Source organism: Actinomycetospora sp. NBC_00405 (assembly GCF_036044095.1).
Classification (GTDB): domain Bacteria; phylum Actinomycetota; class Actinomycetes; order Mycobacteriales; family Pseudonocardiaceae; genus Actinomycetospora; species Actinomycetospora callitridis.
Genome location: NZ_CP107938.1, coordinates 3,950,838 through 3,971,145 on the forward strand (window position 1 = coordinate 3,950,838; position 20,308 = coordinate 3,971,145).

Genomic DNA, 20,308 nt, shown 5'->3' on the forward strand with positions numbered 1-20,308 from the left:
ACGCAGGGGTCATGTCGACCGCCACTTCGGTGGCTCTGGGCAGTGATCTACACCATACGGCCGTTCAGTCTCAGCCGCCAGCGCTGGACGCCTGGACAGCACGGCCCAACGTCGTGCGTCTCGATGCGCCGACGTGTTGCTCCCGCTTCGAAGGGGACGAGGTCAGCCCTCGTCGGCGACGTCCAGCACACGGTCCACCGCGCGCCGCAGCGATCGCCACGCCCGCACGCGCGCACGGGCGATCCGCATGCCCAGCTCGGTCAGACGGTAGCGCCGCCGTTCGGTGTCCGCCCCGAGCTCGACGAGACCGTGCCGGGCGAGGTGATGGAGGGTCTTCTGAATCGTGGTAGGAGGTGGCGCGAGGCCGCCTCCGCTGTCCGCCCGGAGCCGCTCCGCGAGCTCCCGCCCACTGGCCGGGCCGCGACGCAACGTGACCAGCACCAACAGCTCGACGTGCTCCTGCGACGCCATCCGGACCGAGCCCCACCGCCGGTTGGCGGTACCGGCGGCGCTCCCCGACGTGGGCGCCGAGCGGCGTGGGCCGCGGGGGGCGGCCGGCGCCGGTGGGACATCGGCGGGCGGAGGCGCCGGGTCGACCCGGGTCGGCGTCTCGGTCTCGGTCTCCGACTGCGTGACCTCGTCCGGCGCGGAGGTCCGCACGGTGAGGGGCACCACGGCGCCGTGGCGCGCTGCCTGCGCCGGGATCTCCGGGGACCCGGAGTCGGCGCCCTCGGTGCCGTCGTCCTCGGCCTGCTCGGAGCCCCGGCGGGGCCGCGGGGGCAGGAGTCCGCGCAGGCTCGCCGTCGCCGACCGCCCGAACGCGTCGCTGAGGTCGGGCGGCTGCTCGTCGTCGCTGGTCGTCCGGAAGTCGGCGGTCACGAGGTGGCCTCCTGCTCGGGGCGGTGGTCCGCGGTCGTGGTCTCCTCGGCGGCGCGCAGGAGGGTCAGGAGCTCGACCCCGAGGTCGCGGTAGTCACCCGCCACGCTCGCGGCGGTCGGGGACAGGCGACGCCCGGACGAGGTCTTCGAGGTCCCCTCCCGCAGGGCCGCCCACCACGCGGGCTGCGCGGCCACCTCCTGCTCGAGCTCGTGGGCGAGCCGGCCGAGGCGTCGGGCGTCCTGCGCGGTGCGCTCCGCGTGGCGGATCGAGGTGGTGAACAGCGGCGACTGGCCGCCGAAGGCGCGTTCCATCGCCTCGCGGAGCTCGGCGTGCACGACGCGCGAGCGCGACCCGGTGGCGAAGAGCACGGCGCCGAGCAGGCCGAGGTCGGGGTTCTGCTCGCGGGCGAGCGCGAAGCGCTCCCCGACCAGGCGCATGCCGACCAGGCCGCCGCCGTCCGACTTCGTCGGCATGAGCACCCACCGGGCGGCGGTGAGCGCGAGGTCGGTGAGGATCGTCGTCTCGGGCGGGCAGTCGACGAAGACGAGGTCGTAGTCGCCGGCCACCGGTGCGAGCACGGTCGCGAGGGCCCGGAACGCCTCCCGCCCCTGCTCCTGGACCCGGGAGACCATCAGCGGCACGAGGTCCACGAGGCGGGCGCCGCCGGGCACCACGTCGAGGCCGGGGCGGACACCCTCGGCCGGGCGCAGGGGCGAGCCGGCCACGATGCTCATCAGCAGGCCCGCGCCGTGGTCGTCGATCGGCCCGTCGCGGAACCCGAGGTCGTCCGCGAGGTTCGCCTGGCGGTTGAGGTCGACGAGCAGGCACCGGTAGCCCGCCGCGGCGAACTGCCCGGCGAGGTTGGCGACGAGGGAGGTCTTCCCGACCCCGCCCTTGTCGTTGACCATGGCGATCGTCCGCGTCAGCGCGTCCGTGTCCGGGCCCGTCGTGGCGCCCGCATCCTCGACGCCGACGACGACGGGCGTCGGCCCTCCCGCGCGGTCACCGCCCGCGCGGTCCCTCCCCGCGCCCCTGCGGCGGCGGGTGGCGTTGCGGGCGGCGCGGCCCGCCGGTCCGGTCATGCGGCGAGGGTGCGTCCCGACCCGTGCCGCGGCAAGGCCGACACGGGCGTCCGGGGCTTCTTGCGGCCGCACGGCGGCAGGAACTCACGCTGTCGGCCCAGTCGGCTACGGCAGGCGAGAGCGCCGTCACGCGTCGCGCTCGCGCGTGTCGTCCTCGTAGACGTCGGGCACGTCGTCGTGGTCGGCGTCGACCCGCTCGCGCTCGTGGATCCGCCGGTGCACGCCGTTGCGGTACCGCAGCACGACCGTGGCGAGCACGGCGGCGAGCAGCGAGGCCGTCAGGACCCCGATCTTCACGTGGTCGTCCGCGCCGCTGCCGGTGCCGAACGCCAGCTCGCCGATGAGCAGGGAGACGGTGAACCCGATCCCCGCGAGCAGCGAGAGCCCGAGGACGTCGCTCCAGTCCAGCTCGTCGGCGAGCCGGGCCCGGGTCAGCCGCTGGACGAGCCACGTCGCGCCCATGATGCCGACGACCTTGCCGGCGACCAGCCCGGCGATGATGCCGATCGTGATCGCGTCGCTGAACGCCGCGCCCAGCCCGCCGCCGACGACGGTCACCCCGGACGCGAAGAACGCGAAGATCGGCACCGCGACCCCGGCGGAGAGCGGTCGCCAGCGGTGCTCGAAGTGCTCGGCGAGCCCGGGTCCGGGGCCCTCCCGTCGCCGGACCACCGGCACGGCGAAGCCCAGCAGCACCCCGGCGACGGTCGCGTGCACGCCGGACTCGTGCACGAGCACCCACGTTAGCGCGGCGAGCGGGAGCAGCAGCCACCACGACCGCACCCGTCGCTGGACGAGGACCGTGAACGCCCCGAGCGGCAGCAGCGCCAGCAGCAGCGGCACGAACGCGAGCTGCTCGGTGTAGAAGAGCGCGATGATCGTGATGGCGAGCAGGTCGTCCACCACGGCGAGCGTGAGCAGGAAGGTGCGCAGCGCGTCGGGCAGGCAGGAGCCGATGAGGGCGAGCACCGAGAGTGCGAAGGCGATGTCGGTGGCTGTCGGGATCGCCCAGCCCGCGGCCCCCGGCCCGCCGAGGTTGATCGCGGTGTAGATCAGGGCGGGCGCGATCATGCCGCCGACCGCGGCCGCCACCGGCAGCAGCGCCCGCGACGGCTCGCGGAGGTCGCCGGCGACGAACTCGCGCTTGAGCTCGAGCCCCGCGACGAAGAAGAAGATCGCCAGCAGGCCGTCGGCGGCCCACGTGGCGAGGGTCAGGTCGAGGTGCAGCGACGCCGGACCGACCCGCGTGCCCGAGAGAGCCGTGTAGGCCTCGCGCCACGGCGAGTTGGCCCACAGCAGCGCGAGCGCCGCAGCCGAGACGAGCAGGACGCCGCCGACGGTCTCGCGGCGCAGGATGTCCGCGATGCGCGCCGTCTCCGGCCAGGAGCGGCGGGCGAAGAGGCGGGGGTACGACCGGGCCACGGTTCCTCCGGCGGGCAGACGTCAGCGACTGCCGACCAGACTTCCCGGCGCACCGGCAGCGACCCTACGTCACAGCGACCGCCCCGCCCCCGATCGAGTGCGTGGCGTTACGGACACTGGATGTCAGCGACGGTCCGCCGCTGACAAAGCCGTACTCCCAGACCGCTACTGACAAGTCGTGTTCGGCGGGGGCAGGACGCCGTCGAGGAGGTAGCGGTTGACGGTGTCGTCCACGCACGGGACGCCGTTGGTGTAGACGGTGTGGCCCTCGCCGCGGTAGGTCAGCAACGCCGACCCGGGCACGCGCTGGGAGAGCGCGACGCTGTTCTGGTACGGCGTGGCCGGGTCGTTCGTCGTCCCGAGGATCAGCATCGGCGGCCCCGCGTAGTTCTCCAGCGGGGTCAGGGGCTGCTGGGGCGCGGGCCAGTCGGAGCAGGTCAGGCCGCTGACGAGCACGTTGCCGGAGAAGTGCGGCGCGCGGGACTCGGTGACGCGGGCCGCCGCGAGCACCTGCTCGTCCTCGGTCGGCCAGGCGTTGTCGAGGCACGTCACGGCGTTGTAGGTGTCGGAGTTGCTGCCCCGGAAGTAGGCGGTCGCCAGCGAGCGCATGGGGGCGCCGTCGCCCCGGTCGGCCGCGGCGAGGGCCTGGGCGAGCTGGGGCCAGCTGTCCTGGCTGTAGAGCGGGTAGACGACGCCGATCTCGAGCAGCCCCGCCGAGAGCGGGCTCGTGCCGGCGACGGGCAGCGGGGCGGCGGTGACGCGGGCGCGCACCCGGTCGAGGGTGCCGATCGGGTCGGCCCGCACCGGGCACGTCGGATCGGCACGGCACGCGGCGTCGAACTGGCGCAGGGAGTTCTCGAAGCTCTCGGCCTGCGCGGAGTCCAGCCCCGGCTTCGTCACGTCGACGACCCCGTCGAGCACGATCGCCCGCAGGCGGGTCGGGAAGAGCTGCGCGTACGTCTGCCCGATCGACGTCCCGTAGGAGAAGCCCAGGTAGTTGATCCGCTCCTCGCCCAGGGCCTCGCGGATGCGGTCCATGTCGCGGGCGACGTTGCGCGTCCCGAGGTGGGGCAGGAGGTCGCGGTAGCGCTGACCGCAGGCGGCGTCGTAGCGGTCGACCGCATCGTTCGTGGCCGCCTCGTCGGCGGGGTCGCCCGGGTCGGGATCGGCCAGGTACGGCGTCTCGGGACCCAGCGGGCACTGCAGCCCCGTGCTGTCGCCGACGCCGCGCGGGTCGAAGCCGATCACGTCGAAGCGGTCGGTCACCTCACGCGGGAGCACCCCGGCCTGGACGAGCTCGATGCCCGAGCCGCCCGGGCCCCCGGGGTTGACCAGGAGCACGCCCAGCTTGGCGGCGGGGTTCGCCGTGGGCCGGCGCGCGATGGCGATCGGTGTCGTGGGCCCGGTGGGGTTCGCGTAGTCGACCGGCACCGGCACGGTCGCGCACTCCAGGTCGCCGCGACACGGGGTGAAGGCCGGACCGGGCCCCCCGTCCGGGCGGGGAGTGGGGGCGGCGACCGGCGCCGAGGAGCTCAGCGGGATCGGGGGCACCGCCGGCTCCGGGGCGCGGGCGCAGCCCGACAGGGCCAGCGCCGCGGCACCGACGACGAGGAGACCCCGCACGACCGCGCGGCACGTCCGCTCCGCTTCGTGCCGCTGCGCCATGTGTTCTCCTGCCCTTTCGGGGTCGGTCCGGCTGGGCCGAGCGGCCCATCATGCCCGTCCGCTCGTCGCACCCACGCGGGGCTCCGGTCCGGAGCGGCATCCTCCGCCCACGACCGACCGTGCTGGCCCGCGCACTCTGCGCTGGCTACCGTCCCAGCATGAGGACACCCGAGCTCGTGCTGGTTCCCGCGCTCGTGGGGCTCCCGGCGGCGCAGGCGCACGAGGTGGCCATGGCCGCCCGGGTCGTCGCGATCGATCCGGACCCGGACACCCCGCCCACCGTGGAGGGCACGGTGACGGCCCAGCAGCCCGAGGCCGGGACGCGGGTGCCGGCGGGCGAGGCCGTGACGATCTGGGTGGAGCCCGACTCGGGCGGCGGCGGAGGGGGCGGCGGCAACATGCCGCGGGTCCAGCCGGACAAGCCGCTCGACGGCGCCGGCGCGAACTAGCGCGCGCCCTGGAGAAGCGGTGGCGAAGCGGTGAAGGCCCGCGGGATCGTCGGGTCGGGGGTCCGACGACCCCGCGGGGCCAGCGGGTAGTTCGTCCGTGCCCGGTCGGGCGTTACGTCTCCCGGCGGTCTCCGTGCGATGGGTCCAGGAGACCCGTCCGGGTAGGGCGGACCGTGATCGGGCACCACCACGGGATCGTCGCCGCACCGGAGGTGTCCGCCCGTGAGGATCGGTTACAAGCTCATCGCCGAGGCCTACTCACCGACCGAGATGGTGCGCCAGTGCGTGCGCGCCGAGGAGGCCGGCTTCGACTTCGTCGAGATCTCCGACCACTACCACCCGTGGGTCCCCGAGCAGCAGCACTCGGGCTTCGCGTGGTCGATGCTCGCCGCGATGGCGGCGAAGACCGAGCGCATCGAGCTGGCGACGGGCGTGACCTGCCCGTTCATCCGCTACCACCCCGCGATCATCGCCCAGGCCGCCGCGACCACCCAGCTGCTCGCCGACGGCCGCTTCACCCTCGGCGTCGGGTCGGGGGAGCGGCTCAACGAGCACGTCGTCGGGCAGGGCTGGCCCGCCGTGCACGTGCGGCACCAGATGTTCCGGGAGTCGCTGGAGATCATCCGCCTGCTCTGGAAGGGCGGGTACCAGACCTACGAGGGCACGCACCTGACGCTCGAGGACGCGCGGGTGTTCGACCTGCCCGACACGCTCCCGCCGATCGTCGTCGCCACCGGCGGCGCCCGGGCCTCGACGCTGGCCGCCGAGCTCGGTGACGGGATCTTCACCACCGAGCCGCGCACCGATCTCGTCGAGGCGTTCACCGCCGCCGGCGGGAAGGGCCCCCGCTACACCGAGGTGCCGATCGCGTACGCACCCACCGAGCAGGAGGGCGCGGAGTCGGCGCGGCGGCTGTTCCGCTTCGGGGTCACGGGCTGGAAGGTGCAGTCCGAGCTGCCGAACCCCGTCAACTTCGACGCCGCGACCGCCTACATCACCACCGAGGACATGCGCCAGGCGTTCGGGTGCGGGCCCGAGGTCGCCACCCACCTCGCGGCCGCCCAGCCGTTCGTGGACGCCGGGTACGACCACCTCGCGCTCATCAACGCCGGCACCGACGTCGACGGGTTCTTCGACCACTTCGCGACCGAGCTCGCCGAGCCGCTGCGGGCGCTGCGCCCGTCGTCGTAGGACCCGGGTCGTACCCTCGGTACGGGCCCGCGCGTGCGGGTCCGTTGCGAGGAGGAGTGCGATGACCGCGGTGTCCGCCGCGCCCAGCGTCGAGGGTGTCCCCGACGACCCCGGGACCCAGGCGCGCCGCCGGCGCACGTTCGCGGTCATCAGCCACCCGGACGCCGGCAAGTCCACGCTGACCGAGGCGCTGGCCCTGCACGCCGAGGTGATCTCGGCGGCCGGGGCCGTGCACGGCAAGGGCGGCCGGCGGGGCGTCACGTCCGACTGGATGGACATGGAGCGCGAGCGGGGCATCTCGGTGACCTCGGCGGTCCTGCAGTTCGCCTACCGCGACCAGGTGATCAACCTCCTGGACACCCCGGGCCACGGCGACTTCTCCGAGGACACCTACCGCGTGCTCGCCGCCGTCGACGCCGCGGTGATGCTCCTCGACGCCGCCAAGGGCCTCGAGCCGCAGACCCTCAAGCTCTTCGACGTCTGCCGCGACCGCGGCGTGCCCGTGCTGACGTTCGTCAACAAGTGGGACCGCCCGGGGCGCGAGCCGCTCGAGCTGCTCGACGAGGTGGAGCAGACGATCGGTCTGCGCCCCATGCCGATCACGTGGCCGGTCGGGATCGCCGGTGACCTGCACGGACTCGTCGAGCGCGCCGACGGCACGATGCACCGCTTCACCCGCGCCGCGCACGGCGCGTCGAAGGCGACCGTCGAGGTCCTCGACGCCGACACCGCCGCGGCCGAGGAGGGCGCGGACTGGGAGCGCGCCACCGAGGAGCTCGAGCTGCTCGACGAGATCGGCGCCGAGTTCGACGCCGAGGCGTTCCACTCCGGCAGTGCGACCCCGGTGATGTTCGGCTCCGCGCTGTCGAACATCGGCGTCGCCCGCCTGCTCGACGCGCTCGTGGAGCTGGCCCCGCCGCCCGGCCCGCGCCCCGACCAGAAGGGCGAGCTCCGCCCGGTGGACGCGCCGTTCTCGGGCCTGGTGTTCAAGGTCCAGGCGTCGATGGACAAGTCGCACCGCGACCGCGTGGCGTTCGTGCGCATCTGCTCGGGTCGCTTCGAGCGCGGCATGGTGCTCACCCACGACGCCACCGGGCGCCCGTTCGCCACCAAGTACGCGCAGGCGATGTTCGGCCGCGACCGCTCGACCATCGAGGAGGCGTTCCCCGGCGACATCGTCGGGCTGGTCAACGCCACCGCGCTGCGCCCGGGCGACACGCTCTGGGCCGAGGACCCGGTCACGTTCCCGACGATCCCGAGCTTCGCCCCCGAGCACTTCAGCGTCTGCCGGGTGGCGGACATGTCGAAGACCAAGCAGTTCCGCAAGGGCATCGAGCAGCTGGACTCCGAGGGCGTCATCCAGGTGCTGTCCTCGGACCTGCGCGGCGACCAGGCCCCGGTGCTGGCCGCGGTCGGCCCGCTGCAGTTCGAGGTCGTCTCGGCGCGGCTGGCCGACGAGTTCGGCGCGCCGGTGAAGCTCGACCGCCTCGACTACCAGATCGCCCGGCGCACGGACGCCGCCGGCGTCGAGACCCTCAAGGGCGCCGTCGGCATCGAGGTGCTGACGCGCCGGATCGACGGGGAGCTCCTCGCCCTCTTCCCGCACAAGTGGCGCCTGCAGGCCGTGGCGCAGAACAACCCGGACCTGCTGCTCGCACCGCTGGTGGCCGACACGCTGTGAGGCGCGTCAGGCCGGCAGCCGACGCGGGGGCAGCGCCTCGTTGATCGTCTTGCTGGTGGTCTCGGGGTCGGGGACCTCGACGACGATCCGGTGGTACGGGTCGCCGCGCAGGTAGATCGCGAGGAGCTCGTCGGCCCGGCGCACCATCCACAGCTGCCGGCGCTCGCCGACGCCGTAGGACCCCGCCCGCAGCACGCGCGGCACGCTCACACCGGGCAGGTGCACGCGCGGGCTCGCCGACACCGCGTCACGGCGCTTCATCGGGCGCGCGAGGAGCACGCGGCTCAACGGCAGGTAGACCCCGCGGCAGCACGCCCAGACGCGGTCGGAGCCGGTGAAGCGCACGACGACGCCGTCCGCGGTGATGCGGAGCTGGACCGCCATGTCTCACCTGCCTCGTGCGCGGGCGTGCCGGGTGCCGCGGGTGCGGCGCAGCGTCGGGGAACCGGACCGGGTGATCATCGTGGGGCCCACGCGCCCGGACGGCGACACGTCCGGGTACGGAGCACCTCGAGGACCGGCTCAGCTCATCCGGTCGTGCTTGGCCGCGGCTTCCTCGTAGGCGCGGTCGTTGGCGCGCTGCGCGTCGGCGTAGCCCTTCTGCACGGCCTGGGTGCCGTCGGTGTGCGCGTCGCGCACGGCCTGCTCGGCGTCACGGGCGGCCTGGGCGAGCGCGCGCTCGGCCTCCGCCGCCGCGTCGGCGACGGATGACGCGGACTCGTTCCCGGCGGAGCCGGTCGAGGAGCCGGTCGGGGAGCCGGTCGAGGAGCCGGTCGACGACGGGGCGGAGGACGGTGCCGACGGGGACGACGGCGTGGGGCTCGTCATGGCGTCGTCCGTACCGAACGACGGGACACCCGGCGTGGCGGCGGGGGATCCGAGGCCTCCACCGGGCACACTGGCGCCGGCCTCCGGGACGTGGTCGACGTCGGGACGCCGGTGCTGGGCGGACCGGTCCCCGGCCCGCTCGTCGGACCCGACGGGACGGTCGGTGTCGTCGGTTGCGCTCACGGCACGACCTCCGGGATGTGGCACGGACGATCGCGCGCCGGCCTCCGCGGAGGCGCGGCACCCAACCCCCCGATCGGCTTCGGTGCGGCGACAGCATGGCAGGCGGCGACCCGTCCGGCCCGGGCACCCTCCTCCGGCGCGGCCCCGCGACACCGCGGCTGACAAGCATCAGAGCCGAGCGGACGCCGGGCAACACCCGGATGGGTGAGCCGTATCGGGGCCGCGGAGGCGACGCGGAGCGGAGTCGCCCAGCGGGGGGCGAATCGTCCGGAGCGTGATGATCCACGCCGGACGGCGGAGCGCAGCGTGTGGCGTGGCGGTGACACCATGGCGTGGGGGCGGAGTCACCTCCGTCTCCACGCACGCAGCTCCCACGGGCCACCCGCCCGCCGCCCGCACGCCATCCGGACGCAGGAGACGAGATGGACCGATCCGACCCGGGGACCGCCGGTCCCCCGGTGCCGGAGCAGGCGCGGTTCTGCGCGCGCTGCGACGGACCGGTGGGCCGGGGACGTGCCGGGCGCCCGGGGCCGGAGCGCGGCGTGTGCCCGTGGTGCGGCGCGCGGTTCGACGTCCGCCCCGACCTCGCGGTCGGCACCGACCTCGCCGGCGCAACGGACCGCTACCGGGTGCGGGCGCCGCTGGTCCGCGGGGCGCGCGGCTGGTCGTTCACCGGCACGCGGATCCGGGACGGCGCCCTCGTCGTGCTCGGGCGCCTCGAGGGCCCCGACGGTCCGGCCGCCGGCGCGCTGGCGGTGAGCGAGACCGCGGTGCTGCTCGGGCTCGACATCCCCGGCCTGGTGCGCGCACGGGACGAGGTGCGGGCCGAGGGACGCGACGGCCCGGTGCGCCTGCTCGTGCTCGACCACGTGGACGGCGAGTCCCTCTCCGAGCACCGCCCGTGCCCGCCCGCCGACGCGCTCGACGCCGTCCTGGGCGCGGTGCCCGCGCTCGCGGCCCTGCACGCGCACGGACTGCTGCACGCCGACCTCAACCCGTCGAACCTGCTCACGGGGCCCGACGGGATCACGGTGCTCGACCTCGGCAGCGTGCGGCGCGTCGAGGACCGCCGGAGCGACGTCTGGACGACCACCGGATTCGTCGCCCCCGAGATCCACCCCGGCGGGCCCGGTCCGTCGGTGGCCTCCGAGGTCTTCGCGCTGGGCCGCACGCTCGCCGTGCTGCTCGCCGACTTCGACCACCAGCGACGGCACGCCCAGCGCCTGCCCGACCCGGCCGTCGTGCCGGTGCTGCGCGACGACCCCGACCTGGTGGCCCTGCTGACCCGCGCCACCCACCCCGATCCGGCCCACCGTCATCGCAGCGTCGAGGCGTTCGCCGCCGAGGCGGGGCGGGTCCGGGCGCGCTACGGCACCGCCGGCCGGGACGATCCGGCCACCCGACCGGGCGAGGACAGGGTGGGGGCCGGCGTGGGCGCCGGGACCGGCCGGGAAGATGGCCCGACCCCCCACGGCGTCCAGCGCGACACCCGTGACCCCCGTGACGTCCGAGGAGCAGCGATCCCGTGATGGAGATGGCCGGGCGCGCCCCGATGCCCGGGGGGCGCGACGCCCGGTCCGAAGACGCGGAGTCCGGGGGCCCGCTCGTGGAGCGCACCGACCTGCGCTCCGAGCTCGCCGCGGTCGCGCCGCCACGCTGCCCGCGCTGCGGGGACGAGGCGCCGCCCGCGCCGGACGGTGCCTGCCCGACGTGCGGGTCGCCGCGTCCGGTGGTGCGCGACCACGTCGAGCTGGTCCTGGGTGACGCCGCCGCCGTCACGGACCGCGGCCTGCGGCGTCGTCGCAACGAGGACGCGGTCGAGCTCGGCCGGCGCGTCGAGAACGGCGTCGAGACGTGGGTCGCGGTGGTCTGCGACGGCGTCGCCTCCGCCCGTCGCGGCGACGAGGCGAGCCTCGCGGCCGTCGGTGCCGCCGTCGGTGCGGCGCTGGAGACCGCCGCGGCGCCCGCGACGCCACCGTCCGGGTTCCCGGCCGTCTCCTCCGGAGACGCCGTCTCCTCCGGGGACACCGGGCCGATCGCGACCGTGTCGGAGGACCCGGGCGAGGCCGCGGAGGCCGCCGAGGACGCCGCCGGCCGCGCGGGCACCGGCCTGAGCGGGGAGCTCGACGCGCTGGCGACCGCGGCGTCGGCGGCCGCGGCCACCGCGGCGGCCGACCTCGGACGCGGGGGCGGCGACAGCCCGGCCTGCACGTACGTCGCGGCGGTCGTGCGGGGCGGCGACGCCGTGGTGTCGTGGATCGGGGACAGCCGCGCCTACTGGCTCGCCGGCGACGGGTCGTCGCGCCTGCTGAGCACCGACGACTCGTGGGCCGAGGAGATCGCCAACGCGGGGCTGATGTCCCGCGAGGACGCCGCGCGGGACCGGCGCGCCCACGTCCTCACCCGCTGGCTCGGGCGCGATGCTCCGAGCGGGCCGGCGCACGCCCGCCGGGTGCGGCTCGGCGTCCCCGGCGTCCTGATGCTCTGCAGCGACGGGCTGTGGAACCACCTGCCCGACCCGGACGTGCTGGCCCGCCTCGCGGTGCCCGCGCTGGGCGGCGCGACACCCGGTGCCGGCGACGACGGCGAGCAGCACCCCGCCCTCGCGGCCGCGATCGCCCTGCTGTCGGCCGCCCTCGACGACGGCGGCCACGACAACACCACGCTCGCGATCGTGCCGATCGTTCCTCCCGCCGACTCGGGACGCCCCTCGGTGGCCGTCGACGGACGAGGCCCCGACGAGCGCACCGGGCCCATCCCGCTCGACGGGGAGGGCGTGGTCGACCGGTGAGCGACGAGGCGCCGGGGAGCGGCTCCTGGGTGGTGACGATCTGGGCGGATCGCGATTACCACGACCTCGTGCGCGCTCGGGAGACCGCGGGGACGACCACGCCCCTCGCCGACGACTTCCCGTCCGGGCTCGCACCGCGCGAGGTCGTGCTGAGAGCGGACGAGGTCCGCGTCGGGCGCGCGGGCGACCCCGCCGGCGGTCACCACGGCGGCCACCCCGGCGGCCACCCCGCGGACCTCCCCGAGATCGACCTCAGCGGCCCGCCGCGCGACCCGGGCGTCTCGCACCTGCACGCGGTGCTGCTCGCCCTGCCCCGCGACCGGTGGGTGGTGATCGACGCCGGGTCGACCAACGGGACGACGTTGAACTACGCGGAGGAGGCGCTGACGCCGGACACCCCGGTGCCGCTGCAGTCCGGCGACCGCATCCACGTCGGGGCCTGGACGACGCTGACCGTCGAGCGGCGCTGAGTCAGCGCCGGTCCACCAGGGGGATCGGGCGCGTGACGGCGTCGCCGACCGAGGGCGCGGACCGTGGCGTGGCCGCCCGCGCCGCCGCGAACGGGCGCGGGTCCAGGACCGCCCGGGTGATGACGAAGCGCGCGGCGAGGAAGCTCACCGGCAGCGCCAGCGCCGCCGCGGCCAGCGGGGCGAGACGTTCGTCGACGCCGAGGTGCACGAGCCCGACCACGCCGACCGTGGTGGCGAGGATGTTGACCACCTGGGACGCCGGGTAGAGCAGGAACCGCGTCCACGTCGGGCGCACGCGGAACGTGAAGCGGCAGTTGAGGAAGAACGACACCACCATGGCCGTGCCCAGCCCGACGGTGTGCGCGACGAGGTAGCCCGCGCGCGGGTGGGCGAGGAGATAGGTGCCGTAGTACGTGGCCGCGTTGGCCAGCCCGACCAGCCCGTAGCGCACGAGCCCTTCGAGGAGCTCGCGCGTCGAGCGGGCCGTGGTGCTCATCCCGCGGAGGGTCCGGCGGACCTCACGCCATGCCCGGCGCGAAGTAGACCGCGAGGCCGATCAGCGCGATCCAGACGAGGCCGAGCACCTGCAGCACGCGGTCGCCCAGGACGATCTCCTCGGGCTCGCCGCCGTTGCCGCCGTCCACGTCGACGGCGTAGCGCAGGATCGCGACGACGAACGGCACGATCGAGACGATCGCCCAGGTCGAGGGCGAGGTCGGCATCCGGCCGGGCGTCGCGGTGACGCCGATGCCGAACGCCCACAGGCCGTAGGCCATGATCACGACGGTGGCCGAGAGCGACCACACGAAGCGCAGGTAGGACGCGGAGTAGCGCTCCAGCGACTTCCGGATCTTCGCGCCGGTGCGCTCGGCGAGGCGCATCTCGGCGTAGCGCTTGCCCGACGCCATGAACAGCGACCCGAACGCCATGGTGAGCAGGAACCAGGGCGACAGGGGCAGGCCCGCGGCCGCGCCACCCGCGATGGCGCGCATGAGGAAGCCGGACGAGACGATGCAGATGTCGATGACCGGCTCGTGCTTGAGCCACAGGCAGTAGGCCAGCTGCACGACGATGTAGATCGCCGTGACCAGCAGCAGGTCGGGGTCGGCCAGCAGGCTGACGCCCAGCGCGCCCGCGAACAGCACGATCCCCGTGACCACCGCGAGCGCCGGCGGGACGATGCCCGCCGCGATCGGGCGGTACTTCTTCTTGGGGTGCGCGCGGTCGGCCTCGACGTCCTTGGTGTCGTTGATCAGGTAGACACCGGAGGCCGCGAGCGAGAACGCGACGAACGCCAGCGCGACGTCCGGCAGGACGGTGAGGTCGAACAGGCGTCCGGCGGCGAACGGCGCGGCCAGCACCAGGATGTTCTTGACCCACTGCCGCGGGCGCATCGCCTTGAGCAGGCCCAGCGGCACGGCCACGGGGCGGGGGCGGCGGGTCGGGGCCGGGGTGGTCCCGGTGCTCGACTCGGCACTCGTCTCGGTGCTCGCCCCGGCGGGGTCGGCGACCACCGCGGTGGTCTCCTCCTGCTCGCGGGCGGCGCTCGACGGCGTCACGGGGGTCATGCGGTCCTCCAGCGGCCGATCGAGCCCCGGCGCACGGCGCGGCGCGCGCCGGCCGCGCACACCGCCCCCAGCACCGAGCCCGCCAGCACGTCGGTCGGGTAGTGGACGCCCAGGACGAGGCGCGAGAGCGCCATGCCGGGCACGACGAGCGCCGCGGCACCCGCTCCCCCGCCGCCGACGAGCCCCGCGTAGAGCAGGGCGGCCGCGGTGGTGGACGAGGCGTGCGACGACGGGAAGCTCAGCCGGCTCGGGGTGCCGACGTGGACGGCCAGCCGGGGATCGTGGGGACGGCGCCGGCGCACGACGCGCTTGACGGCGATCGAGACACCGTGCGCGGCGACGACACCGGCGACCGCGGTGCCCCACTGGCGGCGACGCGGCGCGTCGAGCGCGGCGCCGAGCGCACCGAGGGCGATCCACCCGGCCGCGTGCTCCCCGAAGAACGAGAGCGCCCGGGCGGCGCCCACGACCGGCGGGGTGCCGAGGCGGTGCTGCACGGTCTCGAGGACCGCGACCTCGCCCCGGGCCGGCCCGATGATCACATCGGGCCCCTCGGCACGATCGAGCACGTGGTGATCCCTCCTGCTCGCGAGGCGGCGTTCGCCTGACACCCGAGCGGATGTTACGCGGGTCTTGACATCGCCCCTTGCAGTGGTCCATCGCGCCACGCCGGGCAACGGTTCGATACGGGGTCCGATGCGGGGTCCGGTCAGAACCACCTCTCGAGAACAGACGCGACGCCGTCCTCGAGGTTGCTCGCCGCGACCTCGTCCGCGACGCAGAGCACATCCGGGTGCGCGTTGGCCACCGCGACGCCGTGTCCCGCCCACGCCAGCATGGCCAGGTCGTTGGGCATGTCGCCGAACGCGACGACGTCCTCGGCACCCACCCCGTGGTGCGCCGCGGCGCGCACGAGCCCGGTCGCCTTGGTGACCCCGCGCACGGCGCACTCGAGCAGCCCGCCGCTCGCCGAGTAGGTGACGTCGACGAGGTGACCGACCGCCGCGCGGGCCGCCTGCGCCATCTCGTCGCTGCGCAGGGTGGGGTGGCGGGCGAGCACCTTGATCACGGGCTCGGCCAGCAGCTCGCCCGGCGCCACCTGCCGGTGGTCGGGCAGGGGGTAGGCGTGCACGTACGCGGGATCCGAGACGAACTGATGGTCACGGCGGTCGAAGGCGCCGTCGCCGACCCGCTCCACCGCGATGCCGCACCCCGGGATCGCGGCGCGCAGACCGTCGATGACCTCGGCGAGCGCGTCCACGTCGAGGGTCTCCGTCGCGAGCACCCGGTCGGTCGCCGCGTCGTAGAGCACCGCGCCGTTGGCGGCCACGGTCAGGGGGTGCACGCCCAGCGCGTCGCACACCCGCGGCACCCAGCGCGGCGGGCGGCCCGTGGCCAGCACCAGCGGCACCCCGCCCGCGACCATCCGTGCGACGACGGCGCGCGTGCGGTCCGAGAGCTCCCCGCCCTCGCCGAGCAACGTCCCGTCGACGTCGCTGGCGACCAGGCGCGGGCTCTGCACGCTCCCGAGACTATGGCCTGCGGCCACGTGAGCGATTCGGGTCGCCATGACGACCCACATCGCTCACGTGCGGGGTACCCGCGCCTATGAGCACCATCGACGCGCTGCTGGACGACGCCGGGCGGACGTTCGCCGACGAGGCCGGCATCGAGCTGACGAACGAGCCCGCCCCGCTCTACCGCCTGCTCGTGCTGAGCACGCTGCTCTCCCGCCGGGTGCAGTCGAAGCTCGGCACGAGGGCCTGCCGCGAGCTCCTCGACGCCGGGATGGGCACACCCGAGCGGATGCGCGACGCGGACTGGGAGACCCGCGTGCAGACGCTGGGCCGCGCGAACTACACGGGCACCGAGCAGACGGCGACCGCGCTGGGCGACGGCGCCGTGCTCGTGCTCGACGAGTGGGGCGGCGACCTGCGCCGCATGCGGGAGGCCGCCGACGGCGACGCGGAGGCGCTCGCGGGCTTCCTCACCGCCTTCCCGCGCCTCGGGCCGGTGGGCGCCGACATCTTCACCCGCGAGGTCCAGGCGGTCTGGCCCGAGTTCCGGCCCCACCTCGACCCCAAGGCCCTGGCGGGCGCGGAGAAGCTGGGGCTGCCCCAGGACGCAGCGAAGCTCGCCGAGCGGGTCCCGGGCGACGACCTCGCCCGCCTCGCCGCTGCGCTCGTGCGCGCCGACCGCGATGACGACGTGCGCGAGGACGTCGAGGAACACTCGTAGCCAGGGACGGGTAACCGCCCGCATGAGCACCATCGACACCCTGCTGGACGACGCCGGGAGGACCTTCGCCGACGAGGCCGGCATCCGCCTCGAGGACGAGCCGGCACCCCTGTACCGCCTGCTGGTCCTGAGCGTGCTGCTCTCGAGCCGGGTCCAGTCGAAGCTCGGCACGGCCGCCTGCCGCGAGCTGATCGACGCGGGCATGGGCACGCCGCAGGGGATGCGCGACGCGTCGTGGCAGGACCGGGTCGACGCCCTCGGACGCGCCAACTTCCGCCGTACGGACGAGCAGACCGCGACGGCGCTGGGCGAGGGCGCGCAGCTCGTGCTCGACGAGTGGGGCGGCGACCTGCGCCGCATGCGGGAAGCCGCCGACGGCGACGCGGGGAAGCTCGCGGGCTTCCTCACCGCCGTGCCCCGCCTCGGGCCGGTGGGCGCCGACATCTTCACCCGCGAGGTCCAGGCGGTCTGGCCCGAGTTCCGGCCCCACCTCGACCCCAAGGCCTTGGCGGGCGCGGAGAAGCTGGGGCTACCGCAGGATCCCGCGAAGCTCGCCGAGCAGGTCTCCGGCGACGACCTCGCCCGCCTCGCCGCCGCCCTCGTGCGCGCCGACCGCGACTCCGACGTCCGGGAGGACGTCCAGGAGCAGTCCTAGTTACCCGACGGCACCCTGCGGCTCGACGCCGACGTACTCCTCGCGGGCGAGGGTCGGTCCGCGCTCCCAGCCGGACTTCGTGCGCTCCGTGGTGGTCACGCCGTACCGGCCGGTGGGCAGGTCGCGGACGACGAGGTCGACGCGGCCCCACGGCTTCGCGGCCTCCGCGCCCGGCGGGACGGCCGTCGCGAGGCGGACGTAGGTGGCGCCGACGGTGTCGAACCGCCACACGCCGCCGCGGAACCGGCTGTCCTGCAGCCCGTAGTACGCCGAGGTCAGGTCCTCGTCGGCGTGGATCCGCACCTCCGAGGCCGGGGCGATGCCGTCGTGCACCGCCACCTGGTTCACGCACGGCCACATCACCGCGGACATCTGGTCGACGAGCACGGGACGGTCGCCCAGCACCGGCGCGATCGGTGACGGGCGCGCGAGGAAGGGCTCGCCGACGGCGAGGCGGTCCGCCCCGCGCTGCCCCGTCGAGTCGACGACGACCCGCACGAACGCCGGGTCGCCGGGCGCGTCGACGAGCGACGCCGGGCGCTGCTGCCAGGTCCGCTCGTCGGCGTTGGGGAGGTAGTCGATCCCCGTCCGCCCGAGGACGCGGGGGTTCGCCGCCGGGCCGTCGCCGAACTCGACCGACACGCGCTCGTCGGGCGGACCGTCCTCGAGCATCGGGACCACGACGTCGGTGGCGTCCGAGCCGGCCGGCACCGGGTACCAGCCGGTGACGACGGTGCCGCGGCCGCTCGAGTCGTCGGTGACGTCGTGCCAGACCCGTCCGAGGCCGGGCACCGGTTCCGGGACCGGGGCGACGGTGTCGTCGACGAAGTCGTCGGTGGTCGTCGCCGGGCTGACGGGAGCGCCGAGCGGCACCGGCGTGGGCCGCAGGACCGTCACGTTGTCCTCGAGCCCGCAGCCCTGGCGCACGACGTCCTTGACGTTGCCCAGGGCCACCGTCCAGCCCGGGTACTGGCGCAGCGGCGCGAGCACCATGATCCCGATCAGCCCGACGACCACGCTGGCGCACGCGACGGCGAGCAGGGCCCGGTCCGGCTCCGGGCGCGGCAGCCGGCGCTCGGGCCAGCGCCGCAGCGACCAGTGCGCCCACGCGGCGGCCAGCAAGGCGACCGCGACCCAGACGAGCGGGTTGCGCAGGAACACCGGCCCGAAGTGCGGGGCGAGCAGGTTCTGGCTCAGCGGCGTCGGATACGGGTCGGCGTGCGCGCCGAAGAACTGCCCGCGGTCGGTGTAGGGCCGCCACAGGTTCCACCCCGCGTAGCTCACCGACGTCGCGATGACCAGGACGGCGACGCCCCCGGTGGTGGCCAGCGCGCGGTCGTGGCGCGGCATCGGACCGCGCAGCAGCGCCAGCGCGATCAGCACGGTGCCCGAGGCGGCGATGGCCGGGAAGTGCAGGACCCACTTGGTCGGGCTGGCCGCGACGAGGGCGAAGGCGACGGCGGTGGTCGCCGCGGCGTGCAGCAGCACGCGGCGCAGGGCGTCGTCGTCGGGCCCGCGCCGTCCGCTGCCCGCCGCGACCAGGAGCGTCAGACCGAGCGTGATCAGGATCGGCATGCGGGCCGCCCACGGCGTGCGCCCGGGGCCCAGCAGGGTCTGGTAATGGACGAGCTCGTCGTACCAGGGGACGGTGTCGTAGTAGTACGCGTGCACCGCCGACGCCTCGATCACGTCGCCGAGCGAGGCGTCGGCGAAGGCCACGGGGATGGCGACCGACGACGCCGCGGCCAGCACGGCGAGCATCGTGAGCTGCTCGCGGCGGGGCGTCGCGACGATCTTCGGCCAGGCCCGCGGGAGCTCCACCAGCAGCGGCGCGACCGCGACCACGCCGGTCGGGGAGCACGCGATGGCCATCGCCGCGGCCATCATCGCGCCGGCGTAGAGGATCGGGGCCCCGCGGTCGCGCGCGAGCTCCACGAGCAGCAGCACGATGACCGAGAGCAGCACGATCAGCGCCTCGGGCCGAAGAGTCAGCCCGAACGGCAGCCACCACAGCAGGTGCGCGAGGAGCAGCGCCCAGGGCACGTAGGCGTAGCGGACCTCGGTGCGCCGCCCGAGCAGGACGAAGAACGTCCGCAGCAGCGCCCAGGTCGCCAGGCCGAACAGCAGCGGCAGGCAGCGCTGCCAGACCAGGCCCCAGCCACCGATCGCGCCCCAGACCTGCATCGCGTACTGCGAGGCCACGAAGGGGTTCTCGGTGACGTTGAACATGTAGACGGCGTTGCCGATGTAGCCCGCCTCGCCGGCGTCCCGCGCCATCAGCGGGTACCAGCTGTCGTCGAAGTTCATCGGCGCCACGAACACCCAGCCCGCCGAGATGGCGAGGAGGAAGCCGTCGGCCCACGAGAAGTGCCGTCGCAGGCGTCCCGGCCAGGACCGCGGACCGAGCCAGCCGCGCGCCCGCCGCCAGTGCCCCTGGCGGTGCACGAGGACCAGCAGCACCGCGAGGGCCGCGAGGTGCGCGATCAGCAGCACGATCTTCAGCGGCCCGGGCGTCGAGGCGTAGCGGTCGTCGGTGCGCACCGTCGCGGCCAGGCCCGCGGCGGCCGGCGTCCCGTCGGTGCTCGTCGTGAGCTGGGACATCAGGGGCGGCAGGACGCCCGCGCAGTCCCCGCACGCCAGCGGCAGCGGCACGCCGTCCTGCGTCACCCGCAGGCCCGCCTCGTCCGCGGTGACGACGAGCCGGCAGTCGCCCGCGGGCACCGGCCCGGCCGCGACCATCGTGCCGGAGACCGTGAGGGCGGCCTGCGTCCCGGTCGAGGCGAGCACGAGACCGCCGCCGCCCGCGTCGCCGGGCAGCGTGCTCAGCACGGTGCCGCCCGCCCGCAGCGCGGCGCACGGCACGGTCGCGGAGAAGCCCAGCGGCCGGGGCGGGTTGAGTGCCAGCTGCGTCGAGACCGGGCCGCCCGCCGCGGCCGCCGGGTCCGGCCACGTCACCGTCGTGTCCTGCACGGTCACCGGGGCCAGCGGCACCGCGATGCCCAGGACCAGGGTCAGCAGCGCCCACACGAGCACGGTGGTCCCGCTCGGACGCCGCACCGGGTCGGGTCCGTCGCCCTGCGGCGAGGTCGCGCTCCCGGCGCGCACGAGCGTCGTCACCGTCCGCCCTCGGGGCGCACGGTCGACAGCGGGACGAACCGGGGAGTAGGCACCAGGGGAAAGGGTAGGTCGTTCGGCCCCGGTGAAGG

19 protein-coding genes are annotated in these 20,308 nt (G+C 75.2%); 8 read left to right on the top strand and 11 right to left on the bottom strand.

What is annotated here, in order from left to right; genetic code table 11:
• Positions 1-162: 162 nt before the first annotated feature.
• The 4 genes from OG774_RS19505 to OG774_RS19520 all read right to left on the bottom strand — a co-directional run bounded on the left by OG774_RS19505 (position 163) and on the right by OG774_RS19520 (position 5,048).
• Complete coding sequence (locus OG774_RS19505) at positions 163-879, bottom strand: PadR family transcriptional regulator (RefSeq protein WP_328303459.1); 717 nt, start codon at positions 877-879, stop codon at positions 163-165.
• Positions 876-1,961 carry a ParA family protein gene (locus tag OG774_RS19510; protein WP_328303461.1) on the bottom strand — a complete coding sequence of 362 codons (1,086 nt, stop codon included), beginning with the start codon at positions 1,959-1,961 and terminating at the stop codon, positions 876-878. The genes OG774_RS19505 and OG774_RS19510 overlap by 4 nt, the downstream gene beginning before the upstream one ends.
• A 126-nt stretch (positions 1,962-2,087) precedes the next feature.
• Positions 2,088-3,383 (bottom strand): Na+/H+ antiporter NhaA, encoded by a 1,296-nt coding sequence (gene nhaA / locus OG774_RS19515; protein WP_328303463.1) that lies wholly within the window; start codon positions 3,381-3,383, stop codon positions 2,088-2,090.
• Between the two features lie 165 nt (positions 3,384-3,548).
• Entirely contained in the window at positions 3,549-5,048 is a 1,500-nt protein-coding gene (locus OG774_RS19520) for an alpha/beta fold hydrolase (protein WP_328303465.1), read from the bottom strand.
• 158 nt (positions 5,049-5,206) lie between these two features.
• Between OG774_RS19520 and OG774_RS19525 the strand changes: the two genes are divergently transcribed.
• From OG774_RS19525 to OG774_RS19535, 3 genes are all read left to right on the top strand, one after another.
• Positions 5,207-5,497 carry a PASTA domain-containing protein gene (locus tag OG774_RS19525; protein WP_274196925.1) on the top strand — a complete coding sequence of 97 codons (291 nt, stop codon included), beginning with the start codon at positions 5,207-5,209 and terminating at the stop codon, positions 5,495-5,497.
• 222 nt (positions 5,498-5,719) lie between these two features.
• Complete coding sequence (locus tag OG774_RS19530; protein ID WP_328303467.1) at positions 5,720-6,688, top strand: TIGR03557 family F420-dependent LLM class oxidoreductase; 969 nt, start codon at positions 5,720-5,722, stop codon at positions 6,686-6,688.
• Positions 6,689-6,749: 61 nt separating this feature from the next.
• Positions 6,750-8,369, top strand: a complete 1,620-nt coding sequence (locus OG774_RS19535; RefSeq protein ID WP_328303469.1) for a peptide chain release factor 3 — start codon at positions 6,750-6,752, stop codon at positions 8,367-8,369.
• Positions 8,370-8,375: 6 nt separating this feature from the next.
• Here the strand turns inward: OG774_RS19535 and OG774_RS19540 are convergent, their stop codons facing one another.
• Entirely contained in the window at positions 8,376-8,753 is a 378-nt protein-coding gene (locus OG774_RS19540) for a hypothetical protein (protein ID WP_274196922.1), read from the bottom strand.
• Positions 8,754-8,891: 138 nt separating this feature from the next.
• A complete protein-coding gene (locus OG774_RS19545) occupies positions 8,892-9,380 on the bottom strand; it encodes a hypothetical protein (RefSeq protein ID WP_328303472.1) in 489 nt (162 codons plus the stop codon).
• A 422-nt stretch (positions 9,381-9,802) separates the two neighbouring features.
• Between OG774_RS19545 and OG774_RS19550 the strand changes: the two genes are divergently transcribed.
• From OG774_RS19550 to OG774_RS19560, 3 genes are read left to right on the top strand one after another with little or no spacing between them, the layout of a single operon-like run.
• Positions 9,803-10,909, top strand: coding sequence for a protein kinase domain-containing protein (locus OG774_RS19550; protein ID WP_328303474.1), 1,107 nt, complete (start codon positions 9,803-9,805; stop codon positions 10,907-10,909).
• On the top strand, positions 10,909-12,171 hold the full coding sequence (locus OG774_RS19555) for a PP2C family protein-serine/threonine phosphatase (protein WP_328311040.1): 1,263 nt from the start codon (positions 10,909-10,911) through the stop codon (positions 12,169-12,171). Before OG774_RS19550 ends, OG774_RS19555 begins: the two co-directional genes overlap by 1 nt.
• The gene (locus tag OG774_RS19560; RefSeq protein ID WP_328303476.1) at positions 12,168-12,641 is read left to right on the top strand and encodes an FHA domain-containing protein; all 474 of its coding nucleotides are present in this window, start codon (positions 12,168-12,170) and stop codon (positions 12,639-12,641) included. The genes OG774_RS19555 and OG774_RS19560 overlap by 4 nt, the downstream gene beginning before the upstream one ends.
• Position 12,642: 1 nt before the next feature.
• Here the strand turns inward: OG774_RS19560 and OG774_RS19565 are convergent, their stop codons facing one another.
• The 4 genes from OG774_RS19565 to OG774_RS19580 all read right to left on the bottom strand — a co-directional run bounded on the left by OG774_RS19565 (position 12,643) and on the right by OG774_RS19580 (position 15,731).
• Positions 12,643-13,137 carry a GtrA family protein gene (locus OG774_RS19565; RefSeq protein WP_328303478.1) on the bottom strand — a complete coding sequence of 165 codons (495 nt, stop codon included), beginning with the start codon at positions 13,135-13,137 and terminating at the stop codon, positions 12,643-12,645.
• 22 nt (positions 13,138-13,159) lie between these two features.
• Positions 13,160-14,209 (bottom strand): decaprenyl-phosphate phosphoribosyltransferase, encoded by a 1,050-nt coding sequence (locus tag OG774_RS19570; RefSeq protein WP_328303480.1) that lies wholly within the window; start codon positions 14,207-14,209, stop codon positions 13,160-13,162.
• Positions 14,206-14,778, bottom strand: coding sequence for a phosphatase PAP2 family protein (locus OG774_RS19575; protein WP_328303482.1), 573 nt, complete (start codon positions 14,776-14,778; stop codon positions 14,206-14,208). The genes OG774_RS19570 and OG774_RS19575 overlap by 4 nt, the downstream gene beginning before the upstream one ends.
• A gap of 140 nt (positions 14,779-14,918) precedes the next feature.
• Positions 14,919-15,731 (bottom strand): HAD family hydrolase, encoded by an 813-nt coding sequence (locus OG774_RS19580; RefSeq protein ID WP_328303484.1) that lies wholly within the window; start codon positions 15,729-15,731, stop codon positions 14,919-14,921.
• Positions 15,732-15,817: 86 nt separating this feature from the next.
• Here OG774_RS19580 and OG774_RS19585 point away from each other — a divergent pair, with 86 nt between their 5' ends.
• Positions 15,818-16,447, top strand: a complete 630-nt coding sequence (locus tag OG774_RS19585; protein WP_328303486.1) for an endonuclease — start codon at positions 15,818-15,820, stop codon at positions 16,445-16,447.
• A gap of 22 nt (positions 16,448-16,469) precedes the next feature.
• Positions 16,470-17,102, top strand: coding sequence for an endonuclease (locus tag OG774_RS19590; protein WP_328303488.1), 633 nt, complete (start codon positions 16,470-16,472; stop codon positions 17,100-17,102).
• Here the strand turns inward: OG774_RS19590 and OG774_RS19595 are convergent, their stop codons facing one another.
• On the bottom strand, positions 17,103-20,219 hold the full coding sequence (locus OG774_RS19595) for an arabinosyltransferase domain-containing protein (RefSeq protein WP_328303490.1): 3,117 nt from the start codon (positions 20,217-20,219) through the stop codon (positions 17,103-17,105).
• Positions 20,220-20,308: the final 89 nt, after the last annotated feature.